The following is an 18,233-nucleotide window of genomic DNA, read 5'->3' as shown; positions in this document are numbered from 1 at the left end:
CGGTGGTGTAACGGTTCCTCCCATACGAGAAGCATCGACTTTGGGTACATAAAGATCTCCTGTCCCAAAACCGCCGCTGTATCAATGGTTAAAAAAGAGCACAGTTATTACGTCCTCTGCACACTGTTTTTTCAAAAAGAAGCAGCGGCCTTGAATTTCATTTCAAAACCGCTGCTTGGTTTCTAAATATGCAATTTTAGCATACTTAATGATCTGCCAAAACTGCGGTTTTTTTTATTGCCGCAAATGGCAGATTGTATATCTAAACTTATGCTAACATTCCCTAATTACCGATAATTTCTATTATTTTCCCGGCCACCTGAACAGGTGAAATATTGCTTACATCAATGTGAATAGTATTCATCTCTTGATATAATGGAAGTCTATCCAAACTTCTTTGTAAAACATCGGACGTTCTTTCACCATTTTCAACAGCTCTATTGAGCCTTTGCGTAAGTGCTTCTTTTGAAACAGACAGCGTAATTTTGTATACATCAACATTTGTCAAATTCAATCTGCCCAACAAACTATTTATGATCGATTCCTGATGCATAACCCAGCAGAAGATTACGTTTTCATACTCTGAGCAAGATAGAAAACTATTCAGTAATAAGCAAATATTGCTTTCTACCATATGCTTTGTTTCATCTGTAACTCGGAAGGGATTCATGCACCAACACCAATCTCCATCCAAAAACGCACTTGGTTGTAGTATACCGAGAAGTTCTTTGCAAGTCGATGTCTTTCCGACTCCCATAGTCCCATTGACAAAAATCAGTCTCTTCATTTTTTCTCCTGTTTCGTTGCCAAAAGCATAATCGTGTTCTCAACACCCCATACCTTCTTGACTGACTGAAACCCGGATTCGGTTAATAACGACACTTCGTGTTCTATCGTAAAAGGAATGTCATAGTGATAGAGATCTTCCGTGAGATTATGATCCGTCAGGAGTTTTTCTCTCTCCGATAAAAAATGTGCCTCTATGCCACTGTCATTGGACCCAACCATATAATCACATTCAATAAAAACTCCATTGCTTTTTAGCGAGCGGCAAATATTGGTGTAGAGCTTCAGTTTCTGCGAATGAGTAAAATGATGAAAGGACATAACTGATATCGCCGCATCATATTTTCCTGCACCCATATCCACAGACAAGTAGTTGCCATTGATTAAATTGATCGAATATCTTGAATATTTTGCAGCCAGTTTCTCTAGCATTTTATCTGCGAGGTCAATGCCCGTTACATCTATTTCAGGAAATCTCTTAAAAATAGACTCCAATTCTAATCCTGTCCCGCATCCCAGATCCAATAGTGTTTTTGCATGATCGGGGATATATTGAGCTATTTCGTGATAGCATTTTTTACCTCCGTCGATATTTTTAATCTGCTGAGCGTCGTATATCTCGGCTCGTGTGTTAAAGAAAGTTATCATTTCTTCTGGCATTTCATTCATGTTCATTCTCCTTCATTACAATAGAAAATCGCTTAAAAGCATTTCTTATCAGTTGAACAACTTCTTCTGATGGTAAATTGATATCATCTGACACAATTTGAGTTGCGATTCCGTGCGAATAAAGCCATACATCCCGGAATAGGTTTCGAGTGTTTTCCAAGCTAAGTCCCGTTATTTTTTGGGCATTCATAATGGAACGTTGGTTCCAATCAGCATCAAGGATTTCTTCAATGCTTTTTCCCGCACAGTTTTTATCCATAAAAAGAGTATTAAATATATTTTTTTCTTGTCTTGCAAATTCAATGTAAGAAATTCCTTGCGTTAGCAGACGATTATCGTCACTCATTCGAGATTCCATGAACGTGTTATAGTATAGGTCGAGTTGAGCAATGACATCTTTTTTTAGAGCGTCCATATTTTCATAGATACGAAATAAAGGTTTCGTCGAACAGTTCAACTTTGAAGCAATGCTCCGAGCATTAACACTCTCCATGCCATATTCTCGTACCAAGGAAATAGCGGCGCTCAATATCTCCTCTTTGCTGGTCGTTGGCTTTGGCGGCATCTCAAAAACTCCTTTTTCGTTTGAATAACGATGTACCATAATCAGACTGGCTCCCAAAGGAAACCAGCTGTGCGTAAATAGGTAACTTATGTTGCGCAACGTATGTTATCATTATATCAAATATTTATATGATGTCAATAGGCCGCAAACTGCTTGGGCATTTGAAATAAAGAAAAATCCCCGATTTCAGAAGAAATTATGTTTGATAAAGAAATTGGAAACTTCCCTTTGCCGCTGATAAACCGTTCTCCAGTAAGGTGGCCAATGCGGATGCTTTCTCTTTTAACTGTTCCGGTGTCCATTTGAAGATTCCGGGGTCATATAGAAAGCAGTAAACCGATAAAATGATTTCTGCTGTTTCCTGAGGCTTCTCACAACGGAATGATTTTTCTTCCACTCCTTGCCGGATAATATCCGCTACGATTGGTGAAAGGGAAGACAATATCTTTGCAAGCGATTTTTGATGAATGGCTGCGTTTTGTTGCTGATGCAAGTAATGATCCATCGCAAGCAGACTGGTTGAACTGCGGTAGCTTCGAAACAGCAGCGCGAATTTTTGAGCCGCATCGGCATAACTGCGGTTCATCAGAACTCTGCAATTTTCAATGATTTGATGATATTCCCTTTCCACCAGCGCATCAAATATTTCATCCTTGGATTTGAAGTAATAATAAATGCTGCCTTTGCCGATGCCTGCTTTTTTTGCAATATCGCTTACGGAACAAGATGCTCCATCATCCTGTTCCAGAAGCGTCTTCATCGCGTCTAATATGATGTTTGCTTTATCCATCTTTTTCACCTTCCACAACATAGTATAACGCAAAAAAGCATACTTGACCAGCGGTCGAAAAAATAGTATAATCTCATTGTTCGACCGTCGGTCGAACAACAGATACATGTGGAATGAGGAATGAAAAAGAAATGGTTATGGCTATCATTGCAGCAATTCTGCTCGCAGCAGTCGTTATAAGCTTGATTATCTCGCTGGTTTGTGCTGTTCAAATTGCAATTTGCAAGCGAAAAAGGGTTTCGCCGAAAACGGCGGGGGTTCGTTTGAAAAAAACTGCCATCCTCTTAGCCAGCTTGGCTGTATTAATGACAATTCTCATTGCGCTCAGCCAATTTGCTGCCCACACGCCGCAGATACTGGATCAAAATGGAAAGGTACAGGCAAACAGTATCGCGGAACTCTATCAAGTCGAGTTGAACGGTCATCAGGAATGGATCAGCATTCGGGGAAAGAACCGCAGCAATCCAGTGCTTTTGTTTTTGGCAGGCGGCCCCGGAGGGACGCAGATGGCGGCAACACGCTATGCACTTGCAGGATTGGAGGAACGCTTTGTCGTCGTGAACTGGGATCAGCCGGGCAGCGGCAAGTCATACAACGCTGTTTCAAACGAAACAATTACGGTTGGTACATATGTCAAAGACGGCCTTGCTCTTACAGAACTTTTGCGAAAACGCTTTGGAACTGAGAAAATCTATCTCATGGGAGAATCGTGGGGCAGTGCACTGGGAATTTTTCTGTCAGACGCGGCTCCCGAAAAATATCACGCCTTTATTGGTACCGGCCAGATGGTAGACTTTAAAGAGACAGAAATAACGGACTACAAAAAGGTGATGGAGCTGGCAAAGGCAAGAAACGATGAAAAAACCGTGCAAAAGCTGGTTACCAATGGTATTCCGCCTTATTATGGTCAAGACGTTACATGGAAGTCAGCTGTCTATCTGAATTATCTGTCTGATTATATGGAAAAAGACCCTCAGATAACCAACGGCGGTTATCATACATTGAGGGATATGTTGTCACCGGAATATGGCCTTGTGGACTCCGTTAATTATCTTAGGGGTGTGATTCATACCTTCAATCACGTGTACCCGCAGCTTTATGATATTGATCTGAGAAAGAAGTATGCAAAGCTGAAAATTCCGGTTTATTTCTTCCTTGGAAGGCACGATGCGAACGCTCCGGTTTCCTTGACACAGCAATATTACGATTCGCTTGTTGCCCCCCAAAAAAGGTCTTGTATGGTTCGAGCATTCCGGACACAGCCCGTGGATGAACGAGAGTGAGCTTTTTGTAAGCCAAACGGTTCGTGTGTTTTTGGGGAAATAATTAAGCTATATTCCCGATTTAGAAATTTGTGATAAGATTAACCTGTATTTAAATTGAACAAATGGACATGGAAATAAACAGCATCGATTCCTTGATAAGAAATCGATGCTGTTCTTATGTATACTTCTCTTTGGCAAGCCACCGGACGCTGCCGCTATTGGAAGAGTTTAGTAGAAGAGAAATTAATATCCAAGTAGACGCTTCAGTTCGTGGTGGGAGATTATGAAAGCCCTTTATTTTCTGTTAATTGTTTTGTTATTATTGCGTGCCCCATATCATGAGATCATTCATAATTTCATCCGCATATTACTTTGTATTTACAGAACCATCGACAAATGAAACAAGTTTCATCAAGAACCGCATATTAGGCATATCGACATCGAGTGAGGAGCCCGTTGCAAAAATTTCTTTGAAATTCTGCACCATTTCATCAATGCTGTCCACTGCATGGGCAGTATATCTTTGCATAGCAGGATTTTTGGTGAAATTCAGTCGGAACATCGGGCAGAGGACAAAAAGCGGTATGGACATCATTTTTACCTCGTCATACTTCTTTAAATCCACACCTCGCTTTTCACAGATCTTATAGCACTCCCGCATAGCTTTGAATGATATTTTGATAAGGCGTTTATCATTCAGCAGACGGCTCATATCGTGGTATTTTGCAAGAGCTGCTCCCAATGGAGCCGATCCGACGTTATGAACCCACAGCCAATGCAATGGGTTTGCTTCGATGTTAGGAATGATACCGCAGCTCTTAAACATTTCGTTCACGCTGTTCAGAAGCGGTTGCTGCTCCTGATAGACCGCCCCAAGCATCACGTCATTTCCCAAATTGGCCCAAAGCTGATTTCCGCGGAAAGTGCCGCCTCCGCCTGCATATCCAAGAACATAATGGCTTTTGCCAAGTATTTTGTCAAATTCGCCGCTCATGTTCCAATCAAGCGTCATAAGAAGGTAATTTGCGTTTGGGGCTTGCGCGGTCAGCGTCCGCAGCGCTTCCGCAAGCTGAAAGGTTTTGACGGGGACGATAATCAAATCATAATTATCGCTCGCATTGGCTACACAATGATAAGTATAACTGCCGTTTGTGTTTTGATGCTTTTTATCCTGCCGCTCATCAATAAAATCGAAGGTGATTTCCTTTTGGTCCAAAAGCGTGAGCTTTTCCTGACGGACATAGTGAACAACATGATGCTTTTGGGATAAGGCACAGCCATACAGCGCTCCAATCACACCGGTGCCGACAATCAATACGTTCATAGTAATACTTCCTTATTCAAAATTGTGAAGAAATGAGAACAAACCGGGCTTCGCTTTCAATGCGTTTGTGAGGAAACCTTCAAAAGCCTTTAATTTTACGGGCATTTCCTCTGGTTTCCAACCAAACATATCTGCGTCAAAATAGAAGTTTGTCAACGTCAGAATCATTTGTGCCGTCTCAAGCGGAAATTCTGCGTCAAATATTTTTTCATGGATACCTTGCGTAATGACTTTCGCATAGAGAGGCGCCAAGGATTTAACCAAAGCAGCCATCAGTTTTTGATGGAAAATGGCATTTGAAGGAGTGTTGATGTTTTCTATGCTTTTTTCATTGTCCCGAAATAATGTGGAACAGGAAAGGATAAGGCTCTTAAAATTGCTCTCTGCCGACATATTATCATCTATTTGACAGACGACCTTTTCATAGCAGTCTTTTGAACACAAAGCTACGGCCGCGTCTGCGCAAGCCTCTTTGGTCGTAAAATAATGATAGAGGGCCCCTTTTGAGATTCTCAGCTCCTTAACAATCAACGAAAGTGTTGTGTTCTCATATCCATTTTTTATAAAGATATCAAAAACCCTTCTTGCCAACTCGTCGCGTTTTTCTATATAGTGAATATTTGATCTGGACATGGTATACTCCTTTCATATAATTAAACCGTCTGCCGGTTTAATTATATGAAAGGGCTCGTTATTTGTCAATAGGCTATTTCAGATGAACTAACACGAAAACGCTAAAACACTATGTGATAAAGGTATCTAAAGTATGTAAGGACGCCGCCTATATGGTCAAAGCGCATATTATGCTTATACTATTTTGAAGACTTTTTTCTGAAAAAGCAATGATGCATCAGAAGTGCAATAATCACAGTAACAAGACAACCAATGCCCCGGGAAAGCCAAACGTTTATATCTATCTTTTCCAATATATTTACATCAATAAACGAGCCAACCCCTACTGATACAATTAATAAAATAATCCATTTCAATGTCTTCATGACAACACCCTCTCTTGTTCACGTTCAAATAATTCGTTCCTATTTCCGTTTGTGGTAAGCAGCTACTGAGATCCGGTATGATATAAATAGCATAACACAGCTTACATAATCTTACCCTTTTGTGCAACTTTTATTTTTCAAACAAGGCCTAGTCTGCTTTTGTGATTTCCCTGTATTGAGTATCCATACTGGATTTTGCATGAACCAGTTCTTTGTGCAACCGCATTGCCATAAAAACGGTAATTATGGCAGAAAGCACATCTGCAATTGGCTGTGCGTAAAGAATACCGTTGATTCCCCAAACCGTCGGGAGCAACAAAATGACTGGTACAAAACAGATTCCCTGCCTGCATGCGCCGAGGAAGAATCCTTCTTTTCCTTTTCCCAACGCAAGGAATAGTGATGAGTAAACGGTGGAAAAGCCAAATAGCATAAAAGAAATTCCACTTGCCAACAAAGCATTCTGTCCAATTCGAATCATTTCCGTATCGCCTTTCGTGAATTGCGACACGACTGCCGTAGAAAACAGTGCCATGACCAATCCGAAAACAACGCAAAACACAGTTGACCAAATTGCGGAAACCTTTGTTGCTTCATGCAAACGATCGAATTTTTTAGCGCCGTAGCTGTAACCCGCGATAGGTTGAAAACCTTTGATAAATCCGAATACTATTAAACTCCCCATAGCAATGATCCTGGTCACAGATCCCATTCCCGCAATTGCAGAATCACCATAGCTTTTTGCCTGCGCATTGACCAGTACAATAGACAGGCTTGTGAGTAGTTGGAAAATCAGCGTAGGAACACCGATTTTGAAGATTTCAGATAGAATACTTTTGGAAAAGCAGCATTTACTTATCCTAAAGCTGAAAACGCTCTTTTTTCTAAATATGTAGGCTAAATAGACCAGCGTAGAAACGAACTGAGAAATAACGGTTGCGATGGCAGAACCGGCCACACCCAGATGCAGCGTATAGACAAAGACGGGATCCAAGACCATGTTCAGCACCGCGCCTATTAGCAGGGCGCACATCGTAGTTTTGGCAGCGCCCTCGCTTGTCACGATGTTATTCATCGTGACATTAAACACATTAAAAATAGAACCTATTATGAAAATGCTGGAATAAGTCATCGAGTAGGGCAAAATACTTTCTGTGGCACCCAAAACTCTTAGAATCGGTTTCAGAAAGATTATAGTGAATAAGATCATAACAATTCCTGCGAAAACACTGCTGTATAAAGCTGTGCTGGCGACCCTGTTAGCAGTTTCTTTTTCGCCGCGTCCCAGCAATCTGGAGAGATAGGATGCTGCGCCGTTTCCGAACAACAAGCCTAATCCCACGACGACTTGTCCCAGTGGAAATGCTACGGAAATCGCCCCCATTTGGCTGGTTCCCAGTCCCCCCACAAAATAAGCATCCACCAGATTGTATAAGGCGTTAATCATCATGCCAATCATGGTGGGAAGTCCCATTGCCAACAATGCCTTCGGTATCGGCGCGTTCCCCAATAATTCCATCTTCTTGTTTTGACTGTCCATAAATATCCCCTTTCTCTTGACAGATAGTGAAAAATTAAGTACTATAATTACTAGCACTAAGTTGAGCAAAGCATATAATACTATAAATTATAGTACTTGTCAAGATAGTAAAGGGGGCTTTTTATGGCAACGATTGATTTGATCGTATTGGGGATGCTAAAACAGGAACCCCGGAGTGCCTATGAACTTCAAAAATTAGTGGAGTACCGCAATATTTCCAAATGGGTAAGAATTAGCACCCAATCTATTTATAAAAAGGTTATACAGTTGGAGGAAAAGGGATATGTCAAAAGCAGTATTGTCAAAGAAGGTAAAATGCCGGAAAAAGCGATCTACTCCCTAACTGCTGCCGGAGAAAAAGAGTTTGAGGATCTGATGGAAGAAATTTCCGAAAGTCCCATTCACTTTTTTTTGGATTTCAACGCAGTCATCGTAAATCTGGCAAGTCTTCCGCCGGAAGCGCAGAAGACCTGTCTGTCGAATATCGAAGCTCAGGTCAAAACGCTCAGATCCGAGCTGGAGGAAAGCCTCCGCACAAAAAAAGATGTCCCGGAAATTCCGAAGACTGGTATGGCGGTTCTACAGCAACAGTTAATGTTGGCTCAGACAATCGAGGCATGGGTTGCCTCGTTAAAAGGAAATTGAAAAAGTATTGTTCAAATGATTAGACTTTTCCAATAATAATGGCCTTAACGGATAGAGTACAATAATGTTTGCATGCTGTCCTCACAGGATGAACGGACAGTCTACACTATGAGTAATTCCAAATGCATGGAAACCCAGCAAGCAATTTTTTGTATTTTCAGTCCCGTTTTTTCAATGCTAACACAGAGGCTCACCGGGTTCAACATAGCCTGATTATTCTAACTCAACTGTACCAGCAAGCAATGCATCGTGGTACCCACGATGCCCATTTCCCGATTTTTCGCTTCCGCGAAAACCGTGAAATTGCTTGTTGGTGGTAGGCCCCCAATCCCCTCTGATCGCACAATAAATTGCGCGGCTGCGCGTCCTGCGGACGCTTCCGGGAGCATGGACAGCTCAACGCTGCCCATGCTCTTTTTCTTTTTCCGCTTCGCGCCTGTCGGGGCCAAGCAGATGATCGACGTTTGTTTTCACGGTCAGCAGCTCTTTCATTTCATCGCGGGCCTTGCGATAGTCAGCGTAAGCCGCTTTTTTCTCTGCCAGAAGCGCCACATATTCGGCCTGTAAACTCTTGACGGTGGGAAGTTTTTTCACGCCCAGTTCGTCGAACGCTTTCTTTGCCGCCTTATGCAAAAGAATGTCGCTCTCATGCTCTACGAGAAATTTTTTAGAGTAGCCCGCCCTGCGATAGGCAACATAGGTATCGCGGGTTTTGGCATAATTGATGATCTGCGTTTTCAGAATGGCAATCTCGGCCAGCCGTGTCTCAGCCGCCTTGATCTGTGCGGAAAGCTCATTGTACCGGGCGGTTGCCAAAGCCGTTTTAGCGGCCAGCGCATCGTATTCCAGCAGATTGTGCTCGGTCAGATAGTTCACTGTCTGTGCCATCTGCTTGAGGTTGAACACCTTGGCCCAGCGTTCGTAACCGATGCCTTTTCCGGCGCGGAGTTTGGCCTGAATATCTACCAGCAGATTGACCTGTTTTTCCGGCATGGGCCGGATGATTTTTTTACGCGGTGTGTGTGCTTTTTCGCCGGAGAGGACAGCACGAAGTTCCGCTTCACTGTAGCCGCTGCCCAGCGTATCCAGCCGGATAAACCGCTTCTGATTTTTTCCGCGCAGAGCGGGGACTTTTCCTACATTGATTTCATATCCGGCGACCCGCAAGAGCTTCAGGAGCGCGTCAAAATCGGCGGGTTTTTGGGCAAGAGCTGCGTCTAATGCCACACGCAAAAGCTCTCGGTTTGAGGGCTTTGCCTGATCGCCCAGCCACTTGTTGTAACTCTTGCCGTGACGCTTGGGATTTTCCACGATGGACAACCCGTTCTCGATGCACAGCGTATCATTCAGCCGCCGCACGGCTCTTGTGCTGCCCCAAAAATTTCGAAATTTCCGGGTGCAGTCGAGGGACGTGGAATTCCAGATGATATGATTATGGATGTGGTGCTTGTCGATGTGGGTGCAGACGATGAAAGCGTGGTTCCCGTTCGTAAAGCGTTTGACAAGCTCACAGCCGATCCGGTTCGCTTCTTCCGGCGTAACCTCACCGGGGGCAAAGGACTGACGGAGATGGTAGGCGATCACATCGTCCGCGCCGCGCGTCCTGCCGGTGAGCGCGGCATACTGACGCTTGGAAAAAAGGAACTCGGCGTCGGCTGTCCGGCTGTCGCATTCATAACCGGTGATGAGCCTACCATAATCCGTTTTCTCCGGATTCTCTGCGTAATCAATAATGTCACTGATTGCCGTTCCGACGTCCCGTCCCTTACCGGTATGCAGCGGCATCAGCCGCGTTGTTGCCATGAGCAGAACCTCCTTTACAAAAATAGGAATCCCCTGTGAAGATGTTTTCATCAAAATTGCGATAGATTCGCAAAATTATGCGAAATCAACTTGAGTGCAAGCAATAAACATTGTATAATGTTGTTATATTATGCGATTTAGCGATGAAACTGGAGGTCACAATAATGACCGTTTCTTACAACAAGCTGTGGAAGTTGTTGGTGGATAAAAAGATGAGCAAAGCTGACTTGCGGAAAGCCGCTGGAATTGCTCCCAATACAATGACGAAACTGCGTCGTGACGAAGAAGTTTCACTTGCAATACTAGGAAAAATATGTGCTACGCTTCATGTGAATATCGGCGATATTATAGACTTAATTCAAGATGAGACGGCAGTGGAGGCGCACCATGGGTAAGGCAAAAAGAATAGAGATCATTTTTCACAACGGAGAACCAGATGGCATCCGAATCTATATGCGTCCACTTTCCACAATCAAAGCATTTGTAGTACCGCGCCCGTATCTCAACGAAGCAAAGGCTTTGACCGGCACTGACAACCCCGGTGTATATTTCCTCATCAATGATGAAACCGGAGCGTTGACGCAGATATACATAGGGCAGACCCGAAATGGCATTACGAGACTTGACGATCACAATGCAAAAAAAGATTTTTGGAATAAGGCCATTTTGTTTCTGGCAAACGACGAACATTTTACGCTGAATATAATCAGTGGACTTGAAAAATATTCGATTCAACGTGCCATTGATGCTAATCGTTACCGCGTGGATAACAAAGCAGTTCCAAAATACAAAATTTCAGAATATGATTTTCCGTTGATAGAGGAAATCTATGAGGAAATCGAATTTGTTATGGCAACACTGGGTTATCGGATGAGTGGTGTTGATGCTCAAAATGTCTTTACCACGTCAAGACGGGGAGTGGTTGCCTATGGTGTCTATACTGGTGAACATTTTGAGGTGCAACCGAATTCTGAAATTGACTTTTCACATCCGGCAAAATTAGAAAGCTATAATGCTCGACGCAAGGCGCTACTTGGTGATGGAACTATTACTAAGCAGAGTGACGGCAAGTATTATCTCAAAAAAATAATAGGATTCAAAACACCCAGCGGGGCCGCTGATTTTGTCCTCGGCGGTAGCAACAACGGCTGGGTCGAATGGAAGAGCAAGGACGGTAAAACACTCGACGAGCTGATACGGCAGAGTATTTGACAATAGTTAATCTTAATTATATTGGAAGGTGAGCAAGTGCAAGTTAATCCTGAAATTGATATTCTTGAACGGGATATAGCTGATTACAGCAGCTTGCTGCTTCACATTATCCTCCTTGACCATACTACGGGCAGAAATATCATTTGGGCCACGGAAGACTACGCTCAATTCGGTGAAGAATATGGGGCGAAAAAATCGATACAAGCAACGCAAATAACAGGGAATTACTCAAAGGTTATACAGCCCCGGATAACTAAGGCACAAACAGATCAAATCTCTCGTACAAGGGACAAAGCAGAGGTATTCACTCCGTCCTGGATATGTAATGCTCAGAACAACCTTATTGATGAGGCATGGTTTGGCAGAAAAAATATATTCAATACACCGCGAGGCACTTCTTGGGTAGCAAAAACCAAGCCGATTGTATTTCCCAATAAAAAAGGCTGCACATGGCAAAAGTATGTCGATGCAAAGCGCATGGAAATCTCCTGCGGTGAAGCTCCATATCTGGTAAGCAGATACGATACCACTACGGGAAAAATAATTGCTTTGCCATCAAGAATTGGACTATTAGACCGAAAACTTCGCATTGTCAATGAAAACACTGACGAAGAATCAGAATGGTTCAAATGGACGAAACGGGCCTTTCAAAGCGTATATGCTTATGAATTTCAAGGTGACAATCTTCTGTTGGCGCGAGAAAATTTGCTTTATACCTTTATTGATAACGTTCGATTTAAACTTCAACGCGATCCGACCATACATGAATTAGAATCAATCGCCACAATCATCTCATGGAATCTATGGCAAATGGACGGCATGACATATACCATCCCTTACGGTGAAGCTAAAGAAGACAGTAATCAATTGAGTCTGTTTGATGAGGGCTATATAAATGGTTCAATGGAACCCCAGAATGAAGTATTTGCTAAACTTTGTCTTATAAAAGATTGGCGTTCGAAAGTGATTCTGGAATATAAATCTTTGGTGAAGGAGGCAAGACCATGAGCAAAAAATTCGGCTCGGCTTTTTGCTATAAGGTCATTTATGTCTTTGAAATTAACTCTGAAACGCATAAGGGACTGCTTAAGGTGGGCGACGCCTCGCTCTACACGGATAGTCCAATCGACAGTCTTTCTCCCAACAGCAAAGAATTGAATCAAGCAGCGCTCAAGCGAATCCGGCAATACACGAATACTGCCGGATTGATGCCTCATTTGTTGCACACGGAACTTGCTGTTCGCACAGTCAAAAACGATAAAGGCAGTTATGAACTGAAACCATTCCGCGATTATGATGTTCATCGCGTGCTTGAAAATTCCGGAATTCCAAAAAAGAAGATGAAAAACTCGACCAGTAGAGAGTGGTTCGAGACCGATTTTCAGACCATACAGAAAGCAATTGATGCAGTCAAAAAAGATCAGCCTAATTTCACCAACACGGGTGCTGAAAATTTTGTGCCGATCATATTCAGGCCGGAACAGGAAGATGCCATTTTCAAGACCATTAAGCAGTTTAAAACCAACAACCGTATGCTCTGGAACGCAAAAATGCGCTTCGGCAAAACGCTGTCAGCCCTCGACGTAGTAAAGAAATCCGGGTATTCCAAAACGATTATCATTACGCATCGCCCTGTTGTTGATAAAGGCTGGTATGAGGACTTCGGCAAAATCTTTCACGGTGCGGACAATTACCTCTACGGCTCAAAAAATACCGGAACGGATATTGACTATTTGCTATCAAGTGGCAAGAAATTCGTGTATTTTGCCTCAATTCAAGATTTGAGAGGTTCTGCAACTGTCGGCGGTAAGTTTGATAAGAACGATACGGTATTCGCGCAGAACTGGGATTTGGTTATCGTCGACGAAGCTCATGAAGGTACGACTACAGCCCTTGGCGATGAAGTCATCAAAAAAATCGTCAAGGAGAACAGTGGATATAATACGAAGTTCCTTGCGCTATCTGGCACTCCGTTCAATATCTTAAAAGACTATGATGACAATATCTATACATGGGATTATGTCATGGAGCAACGGAGCAAAAAAGGTTGGGATGCTGAACATTTCGGCGATTCCAACCCTTATGACGAACTCCCGGAGCTTTGGATTTACACATATGATCTTGGTCAGATTATTTCAGAGGCTCGTTATGTTGAATTAGAAGATAAGGCTTTCAATTTCCATGAATTCTTCCGCACATGGACAGGAAGTCTGCACCATGACGGAGCCGGGATTCCAGCCGGAAAGAGTGTCGGAGACTTTTACCATGAAAAAGATGTGTGGAGCTTTCTGAACCTGATTACAACGGAGAACGAAACAAGTTGTTATCCATATTCCAACGAAGAATATCGTAAGCTTTTTCGCCATACGCTCTGGATGGTTCCCGGCGTTCGGGAGGCAAAGGCACTCAGCAAACTGCTGAAAAAGCACCCTGTATTCGGCAGCGGAGCATTTGATATTGTGAATGTTGCCGGAGATGGCGATGAGGAAGAAAAATCTGAGGATGCCCTAAAAAAGGTTCAGAATGCTATCGCCGCAGCCGGTGACGATGGCTATACCATCACGCTCTCCTGTGGCAAACTGACCACCGGTGTGACTGTGCCAGAATGGACTGCAGTATTCATGCTTGCAGGCTCTTTTTCAACCTCTGCGTCGAGCTACTTGCAGACCATATTCCGCGTGCAATCCCCCTGCAAAAAAGATGGACAGGTCAAGCAGAACTGCTTTGTTTTTGACTTTGCTCCCGACCGTACTCTGAAAATGCTTGCAGAGGCTGCTGCGCTATCGACGAAAGCCGGAAAAGCCACGGAATCGGACAAGGTCATTATGGGCGAATTCCTCAATTACTGCCCAGTGATTTCTGTCAGTGGCACAGAGATGAGGCAATATGATACAAACAAGCTTCTGCAACAACTCAAGCGCGCTTATGCCGAGAGAGCTGTGCAGAATGGCTTTGATGACGTCAATCTTTACAATGATGAACTTCTCAAGCTGGATAAGCTTGATCTTGAGAAATTCAAAGACCTAAAGGGTATTATGGGCGTATCAAAAGCAGCGCCCAATACCAATGAGATTGATATAAACCATCAGGGCTTTACTGATGAGCAATATGAAGAAATCGAACGTATCAAGAAAAAGAGTAGAGAGGATCGTTCTCCGGAGGAAGAGGCAAGACTAAAGGAACTCCAGGAAAAACGCAAGCAGAAGTCAGACGCTATTTCTATCCTGCGCGGCATTTCCATTAGGATACCGCTTCTGATTTATGGAGCTGACATCAACATCACTGAAGATATCACCATTAATCAGCTTACCGCTATCGTAGATGATAAATCATGGGATGAATTTATGCCTGCCGGAGTTACAAAAGCGACTTTCAAAAGCTTTATTAAATACTATGATCCGGAAGTTTTTATTGCTGCCGGACGCAAGATCAGAGCTGAAGCATACAATGCTGATAGCTTTCCTCCTCTGGAGCGCGTGAAGAAGATCACCGCTCTGTTCTCCTGCTTCAAAAACCCGGATAAGGAAACCGTGCTGACCCCATGGCGTGTTGTAAATATGCACATGAGCGACTGCATCGGTGGGTATGACTTCTACAATGAAACGCATACGGAACTTTTGAACGAGCCGAGATTTGTGGATCGCGGTAAGGTGACAGCCGACACATTTTCCAATACAAAAGCGCAGATACTGGAGATTAATTCAAAAACCGGTTTGTATCCCCTCTATGTTACCTACAGCATTTACCGAACAAAATGCTCCGCACATTCGGCGGAACAACTCGATGAGGAATTGCAGCAAAAACTCTGGGATGAAACTGTGCGCGAAAATGTATTCGTTATCTGTAAGACGCCGATGGCAAAATTTATCACGCGACGTACACTGGTCGGCTACAGGGATGCCAAGGTTAATGCACACTACTTCGACGACCTTATTAACATGCTTAAAAATAAGCCGGAGAACTTTACAAAGAGAGTTCTCAAATGTACATACTGGAATAAGGACTGTGGTGGAAATATGAAGTTTGATGCAGTGGTAGGTAATCCGCCCTATCAAGTCATGGATGGCGGAGGAAAAGGATATAGTGCAAAACCTGTATATCAATTGTTTGTTGAGCAGGCGAAAAATCTTAATCCTGACTATTTGTCTATGATTACCCCATCCCGTTGGTTTGCAGGTGGAAAAGGACTTGATGAATTCCGAGCTGTAATGCTACAAGATATGCACTTACGAAAAATTGTAGATTACACTGATAATGAAGTGCTTTTTAAAGGCGTTGCAATTGTTGGTGGCGTCAATTATTTTCTTTGGGATAACACATATGATGGTGACTGCGAGGTGGTATCTGTTCGCGGTAATAAAGTGACAACTTTGTTCCGAAAGCTGTCTGAATACGATATTTTTATACGGAATAATGAATCTGTACAGCTCATGAAACGTGTAGAAGAATGTTCAGATAAAAAAATGGGTGATTACGTCTATACCAGAAATGTGTTCAGAATTTCATCTGATTTTCGAGGACAAGACGAACCTGATGCAAAGCATACGATCGCATTGTTTTGCAGCCAAAAAAGCAATAGTATGGCAGTAACATATATTAATGAAGACCAAGTAGGAAAACAAAAGGATTTGCTTCCAAAATATAAAGTTATAATTGGTAAGGTCGTTCCACGTGGCGGTGAGGTTGGCGTTGATCCCAGTATTGGGTATCGCGTTATTTCAACTGTACAGCTTCTTTATCCGAACTCAGCATTTACGGATTCTTATCTGTTGTTATCAGCTTTCGATTCGAAACTGGAAGCTGAAAATTTTGCGAAGTATATGACTTTGAAATTCCCAAGATTTTTACTTCATGAGACTTATTCTTCAATGAATATTTCAAAAAGCAATTTCCGCTTTGTCCCATATCTTGACTATAAACATACGTGGACTGATGCTCAGCTATATGAGCGTTATCATTGCACGGAAGATGAGATTAATATGATTGAAGGCATGATACGTCCATTGGAGTATGTTGTTCATGAGTAAGCCTATGAAATAGCTATAATCAATGCTTATTCGTCTTACCCGTAAACCCGGTCCTGAATCGTATACCGCAAGTCCTGTATCTTGCCGAGCAGCCACGCCGTCGCCATTGGAATTCCGAATGGGCTGACGAGGAACGCCATTACTAGCAGGACGATCCCGTTTGTAACCTGATGGGTAATCAACGCCAGCACACCGAAGATGCCGAGGACCGTTCCGGCAAGGCCGAACACCCACGCCGAGCAGTACAGCAGAGCGGAACAGATCCAGACGAAAACGGTCAGAACCACAATGGCCGGAGCGACGAGTATTTTCAGTATCAGTCTCATAAAATCGGCCCCCTTTTTTATTTCTGAGACCACCATACTGTTTTATATGTTTTTTTGCAAGGATGCGGCAAAAAAATAGCGGGGCGGCTTACATGGTGTAAACCGCCCCACGTTCCAGAGCATATGCCCCTATTTCAACTTCGCAAGTACAGCAAGAATATCGTTAACCGCCTGCCACAGCCGTTCCTGATTCTGGACGATATCCTCCAAATCCGCGTCGTAAACGCGCCCTGTTTCATGCACCCGCTTGGTAAGCTGGTTCAGATTGCTGCTGGACCGGCGCAGGAGGGAAACCATCTCCTTCAGCTCCGGCAGTTCGAGCTTCACCACATACCCGTCGATGGAGATTTTGCGGAGATACGCCGCCATATTTTTCGTGCCGAGCTGCGCCATCTTCTGTTCAATCATTTCACGCTCCTGCGGAGTGACGCGAAACTTGAGCTGGATTTGCCGGTTGCGATTCGCCATGTCACAGCTCCTTTTCCTTGCCCTTGGACGAGGCGGGCGACTTTGACTCGACCTGTGTTTTTTGCAGCTTTTTGCGCACGGACGGCTTGTGCTGACGAAGCGGCTGGTCGCGGTTTTCATCCTTTCGGATGAACGCGAAAATTCCCTTCCGGTCTTTAAGCGCGGAGAACGACAGGGACTTGAACGGCAGCAGCGCGAACAGCCGGTCTTGATCTTTGGTGGAAGCGCGGATCAGAAAATCCGGCGAAATCTGCGCCATGAAATGCGTCCCGCTGGGACTGTTCGGCTCACGTTCGGATTGCAGACGCCGGAGCAGCCGCGCGGCCTCCGACTGAATGTCCTCTTTGGTCAGAGGCTGGGTCAACAGATATTCGCGCCGCGCCTGATTGATGAAAAGGTCTACCAGACCGGGATGCGCTCTATCTACGATAAATTCCCGGTTTCGATTATCCCCAAAGCCGTTCTCATCGTCAAAGACAGGAATTGTCCGCGCCCAATCCTTATTTCTGCGGTCAATGCGCCCATCCCAATCTTTCTCGCGGACAGTGTTCGCAAGCACATAGAGAGTGCGGTCAAATCCAAACTTGGCAATGACCTGTTTTGCGCTGTCGCTGCCGAGACAATTATTGCGGTAATTGTCTCGGATAGCATCGTCGATGGCATCCCGGCAGGCAATGTTCGCCTTGTGGGATACGCGGTATTGTTCTATCTCGCCATGTTCCCGCGCATAGGCGGCGGGATATTTGTAGACGGGTATCGTATTCATTTTTAACCTCCTGATTTTTTGTCCTGATTTATGATATAATTTGCGATAG

General features: G+C 43.7%; 17 protein-coding genes and 2 pseudogenes. 6 read left to right on the top strand and 13 right to left on the bottom strand.

The window, feature by feature from the left end:
* Positions 1–283 precede the first annotated feature (283 nt).
* From CAFE_RS10910 to CAFE_RS10895, 4 genes are all read right to left on the bottom strand, one after another.
* On the bottom strand, positions 284–787 hold the full coding sequence (locus CAFE_RS10910) for an AAA family ATPase (RefSeq protein ID WP_156990671.1): 504 nt from the start codon (positions 785–787) through the stop codon (positions 284–286).
* Positions 784–1,455 (bottom strand): class I SAM-dependent methyltransferase, encoded by a 672-nt coding sequence (locus tag CAFE_RS10905; protein WP_166525115.1) that lies wholly within the window; start codon positions 1,453–1,455, stop codon positions 784–786. Before CAFE_RS10905 ends, CAFE_RS10910 begins: the two co-directional genes overlap by 4 nt.
* Positions 1,448–2,059 (bottom strand): TetR/AcrR family transcriptional regulator, encoded by a 612-nt coding sequence (locus CAFE_RS10900; protein ID WP_233452786.1) that lies wholly within the window; start codon positions 2,057–2,059, stop codon positions 1,448–1,450. Before CAFE_RS10900 ends, CAFE_RS10905 begins: the two co-directional genes overlap by 8 nt.
* Positions 2,060–2,216: 157 nt before the next feature.
* Positions 2,217–2,918, bottom strand: coding sequence for a TetR/AcrR family transcriptional regulator (locus CAFE_RS10895; RefSeq protein ID WP_233452785.1), 702 nt, complete (start codon positions 2,916–2,918; stop codon positions 2,217–2,219).
* A 5-nt stretch (positions 2,919–2,923) separates the two neighbouring features.
* Here CAFE_RS10895 and CAFE_RS10890 point away from each other — a divergent pair, with 5 nt between their 5' ends.
* Complete coding sequence (locus CAFE_RS10890) at positions 2,924–4,093, top strand: alpha/beta hydrolase (protein WP_233452784.1); 1,170 nt, start codon at positions 2,924–2,926, stop codon at positions 4,091–4,093.
* Positions 4,094–4,442: 349 nt separating this feature from the next.
* Here the strand turns inward: CAFE_RS10890 and CAFE_RS10885 are convergent, their stop codons facing one another.
* From CAFE_RS10885 to CAFE_RS10875, 4 genes are all read right to left on the bottom strand, one after another.
* On the bottom strand, positions 4,443–5,399 hold the full coding sequence (locus CAFE_RS10885; RefSeq protein ID WP_156990669.1) for a ketopantoate reductase family protein: 957 nt from the start codon (positions 5,397–5,399) through the stop codon (positions 4,443–4,445).
* 12 nt (positions 5,400–5,411) lie between these two features.
* Complete coding sequence (locus CAFE_RS10880) at positions 5,412–6,032, bottom strand: TetR/AcrR family transcriptional regulator (RefSeq protein WP_156990668.1); 621 nt, start codon at positions 6,030–6,032, stop codon at positions 5,412–5,414.
* 179 nt (positions 6,033–6,211) lie between these two features.
* Complete coding sequence (locus CAFE_RS19685; RefSeq protein WP_166525114.1) at positions 6,212–6,397, bottom strand: protein-tyrosine phosphatase family protein; 186 nt, start codon at positions 6,395–6,397, stop codon at positions 6,212–6,214.
* Positions 6,398–6,545: 148 nt separating this feature from the next.
* Positions 6,546–7,937, bottom strand: a complete 1,392-nt coding sequence (locus CAFE_RS10875; RefSeq protein WP_156990667.1) for an MATE family efflux transporter — start codon at positions 7,935–7,937, stop codon at positions 6,546–6,548.
* A gap of 123 nt (positions 7,938–8,060) precedes the next feature.
* Here CAFE_RS10875 and CAFE_RS10870 point away from each other — a divergent pair, with 123 nt between their 5' ends.
* Positions 8,061–8,582 (top strand): PadR family transcriptional regulator, encoded by a 522-nt coding sequence (locus CAFE_RS10870; RefSeq protein WP_156990666.1) that lies wholly within the window; start codon positions 8,061–8,063, stop codon positions 8,580–8,582.
* Positions 8,583–8,978: 396 nt separating this feature from the next.
* Here CAFE_RS10870 and CAFE_RS20795 read toward each other — a convergent pair.
* Positions 8,979–9,674: pseudogene (locus tag CAFE_RS20795) on the bottom strand (relaxase/mobilization nuclease domain-containing protein); the annotation flags it as partial.
* 59 nt (positions 9,675–9,733) lie between these two features.
* Positions 9,734–10,385: pseudogene (locus CAFE_RS20790) on the bottom strand (relaxase/mobilization nuclease domain-containing protein); the annotation flags it as partial.
* Between the two features lie 164 nt (positions 10,386–10,549).
* Between CAFE_RS20790 and CAFE_RS10860 the strand changes: the two are divergent.
* The 4 genes from CAFE_RS10860 to CAFE_RS10845 are packed head-to-tail and all read left to right on the top strand — an operon-like array spanning position 10,550 to position 16,624.
* Positions 10,550–10,780 carry a helix-turn-helix domain-containing protein gene (locus tag CAFE_RS10860; RefSeq protein ID WP_066647747.1) on the top strand — a complete coding sequence of 77 codons (231 nt, stop codon included), beginning with the start codon at positions 10,550–10,552 and terminating at the stop codon, positions 10,778–10,780.
* Positions 10,773–11,597 (top strand): GIY-YIG nuclease family protein, encoded by an 825-nt coding sequence (locus CAFE_RS10855; protein WP_066647751.1) that lies wholly within the window; start codon positions 10,773–10,775, stop codon positions 11,595–11,597. The genes CAFE_RS10860 and CAFE_RS10855 overlap by 8 nt, the downstream gene beginning before the upstream one ends.
* A 36-nt stretch (positions 11,598–11,633) precedes the next feature.
* On the top strand, positions 11,634–12,605 hold the full coding sequence (locus CAFE_RS10850) for a restriction endonuclease subunit M (RefSeq protein WP_330593943.1): 972 nt from the start codon (positions 11,634–11,636) through the stop codon (positions 12,603–12,605).
* Positions 12,602–16,624 carry an Eco57I restriction-modification methylase domain-containing protein gene (locus CAFE_RS10845; protein WP_156990663.1) on the top strand — a complete coding sequence of 1,341 codons (4,023 nt, stop codon included), beginning with the start codon at positions 12,602–12,604 and terminating at the stop codon, positions 16,622–16,624. The genes CAFE_RS10850 and CAFE_RS10845 overlap by 4 nt, the downstream gene beginning before the upstream one ends.
* Positions 16,625–16,659: 35 nt before the next feature.
* On the opposite strand, the gene CAFE_RS10840 is transcribed toward CAFE_RS10845, so the two are convergent.
* The 3 genes from CAFE_RS10840 to CAFE_RS10830 all read right to left on the bottom strand — a co-directional run bounded on the left by CAFE_RS10840 (position 16,660) and on the right by CAFE_RS10830 (position 18,184).
* Positions 16,660–16,950 carry a CD1845 family protein gene (locus tag CAFE_RS10840; RefSeq protein ID WP_066647760.1) on the bottom strand — a complete coding sequence of 97 codons (291 nt, stop codon included), beginning with the start codon at positions 16,948–16,950 and terminating at the stop codon, positions 16,660–16,662.
* Positions 16,951–17,079: 129 nt separating this feature from the next.
* The gene (locus CAFE_RS10835) at positions 17,080–17,418 is read right to left on the bottom strand and encodes a plasmid mobilization protein (RefSeq protein WP_066647763.1); all 339 of its coding nucleotides are present in this window, start codon (positions 17,416–17,418) and stop codon (positions 17,080–17,082) included.
* A gap of 1 nt (position 17,419) precedes the next feature.
* Positions 17,420–18,184 (bottom strand): DUF3849 domain-containing protein, encoded by a 765-nt coding sequence (locus CAFE_RS10830; protein WP_156990662.1) that lies wholly within the window; start codon positions 18,182–18,184, stop codon positions 17,420–17,422.
* Positions 18,185–18,233 lie beyond the last annotated feature (49 nt).

The sequence above is a fragment of the Caproicibacter fermentans genome (assembly GCF_009746625.1).
Lineage (GTDB): Bacteria > Bacillota > Clostridia > Oscillospirales > Acutalibacteraceae > Caproicibacter > Caproicibacter fermentans.
This window is presented reverse-complemented; position numbering and strand designations above follow the sequence as displayed.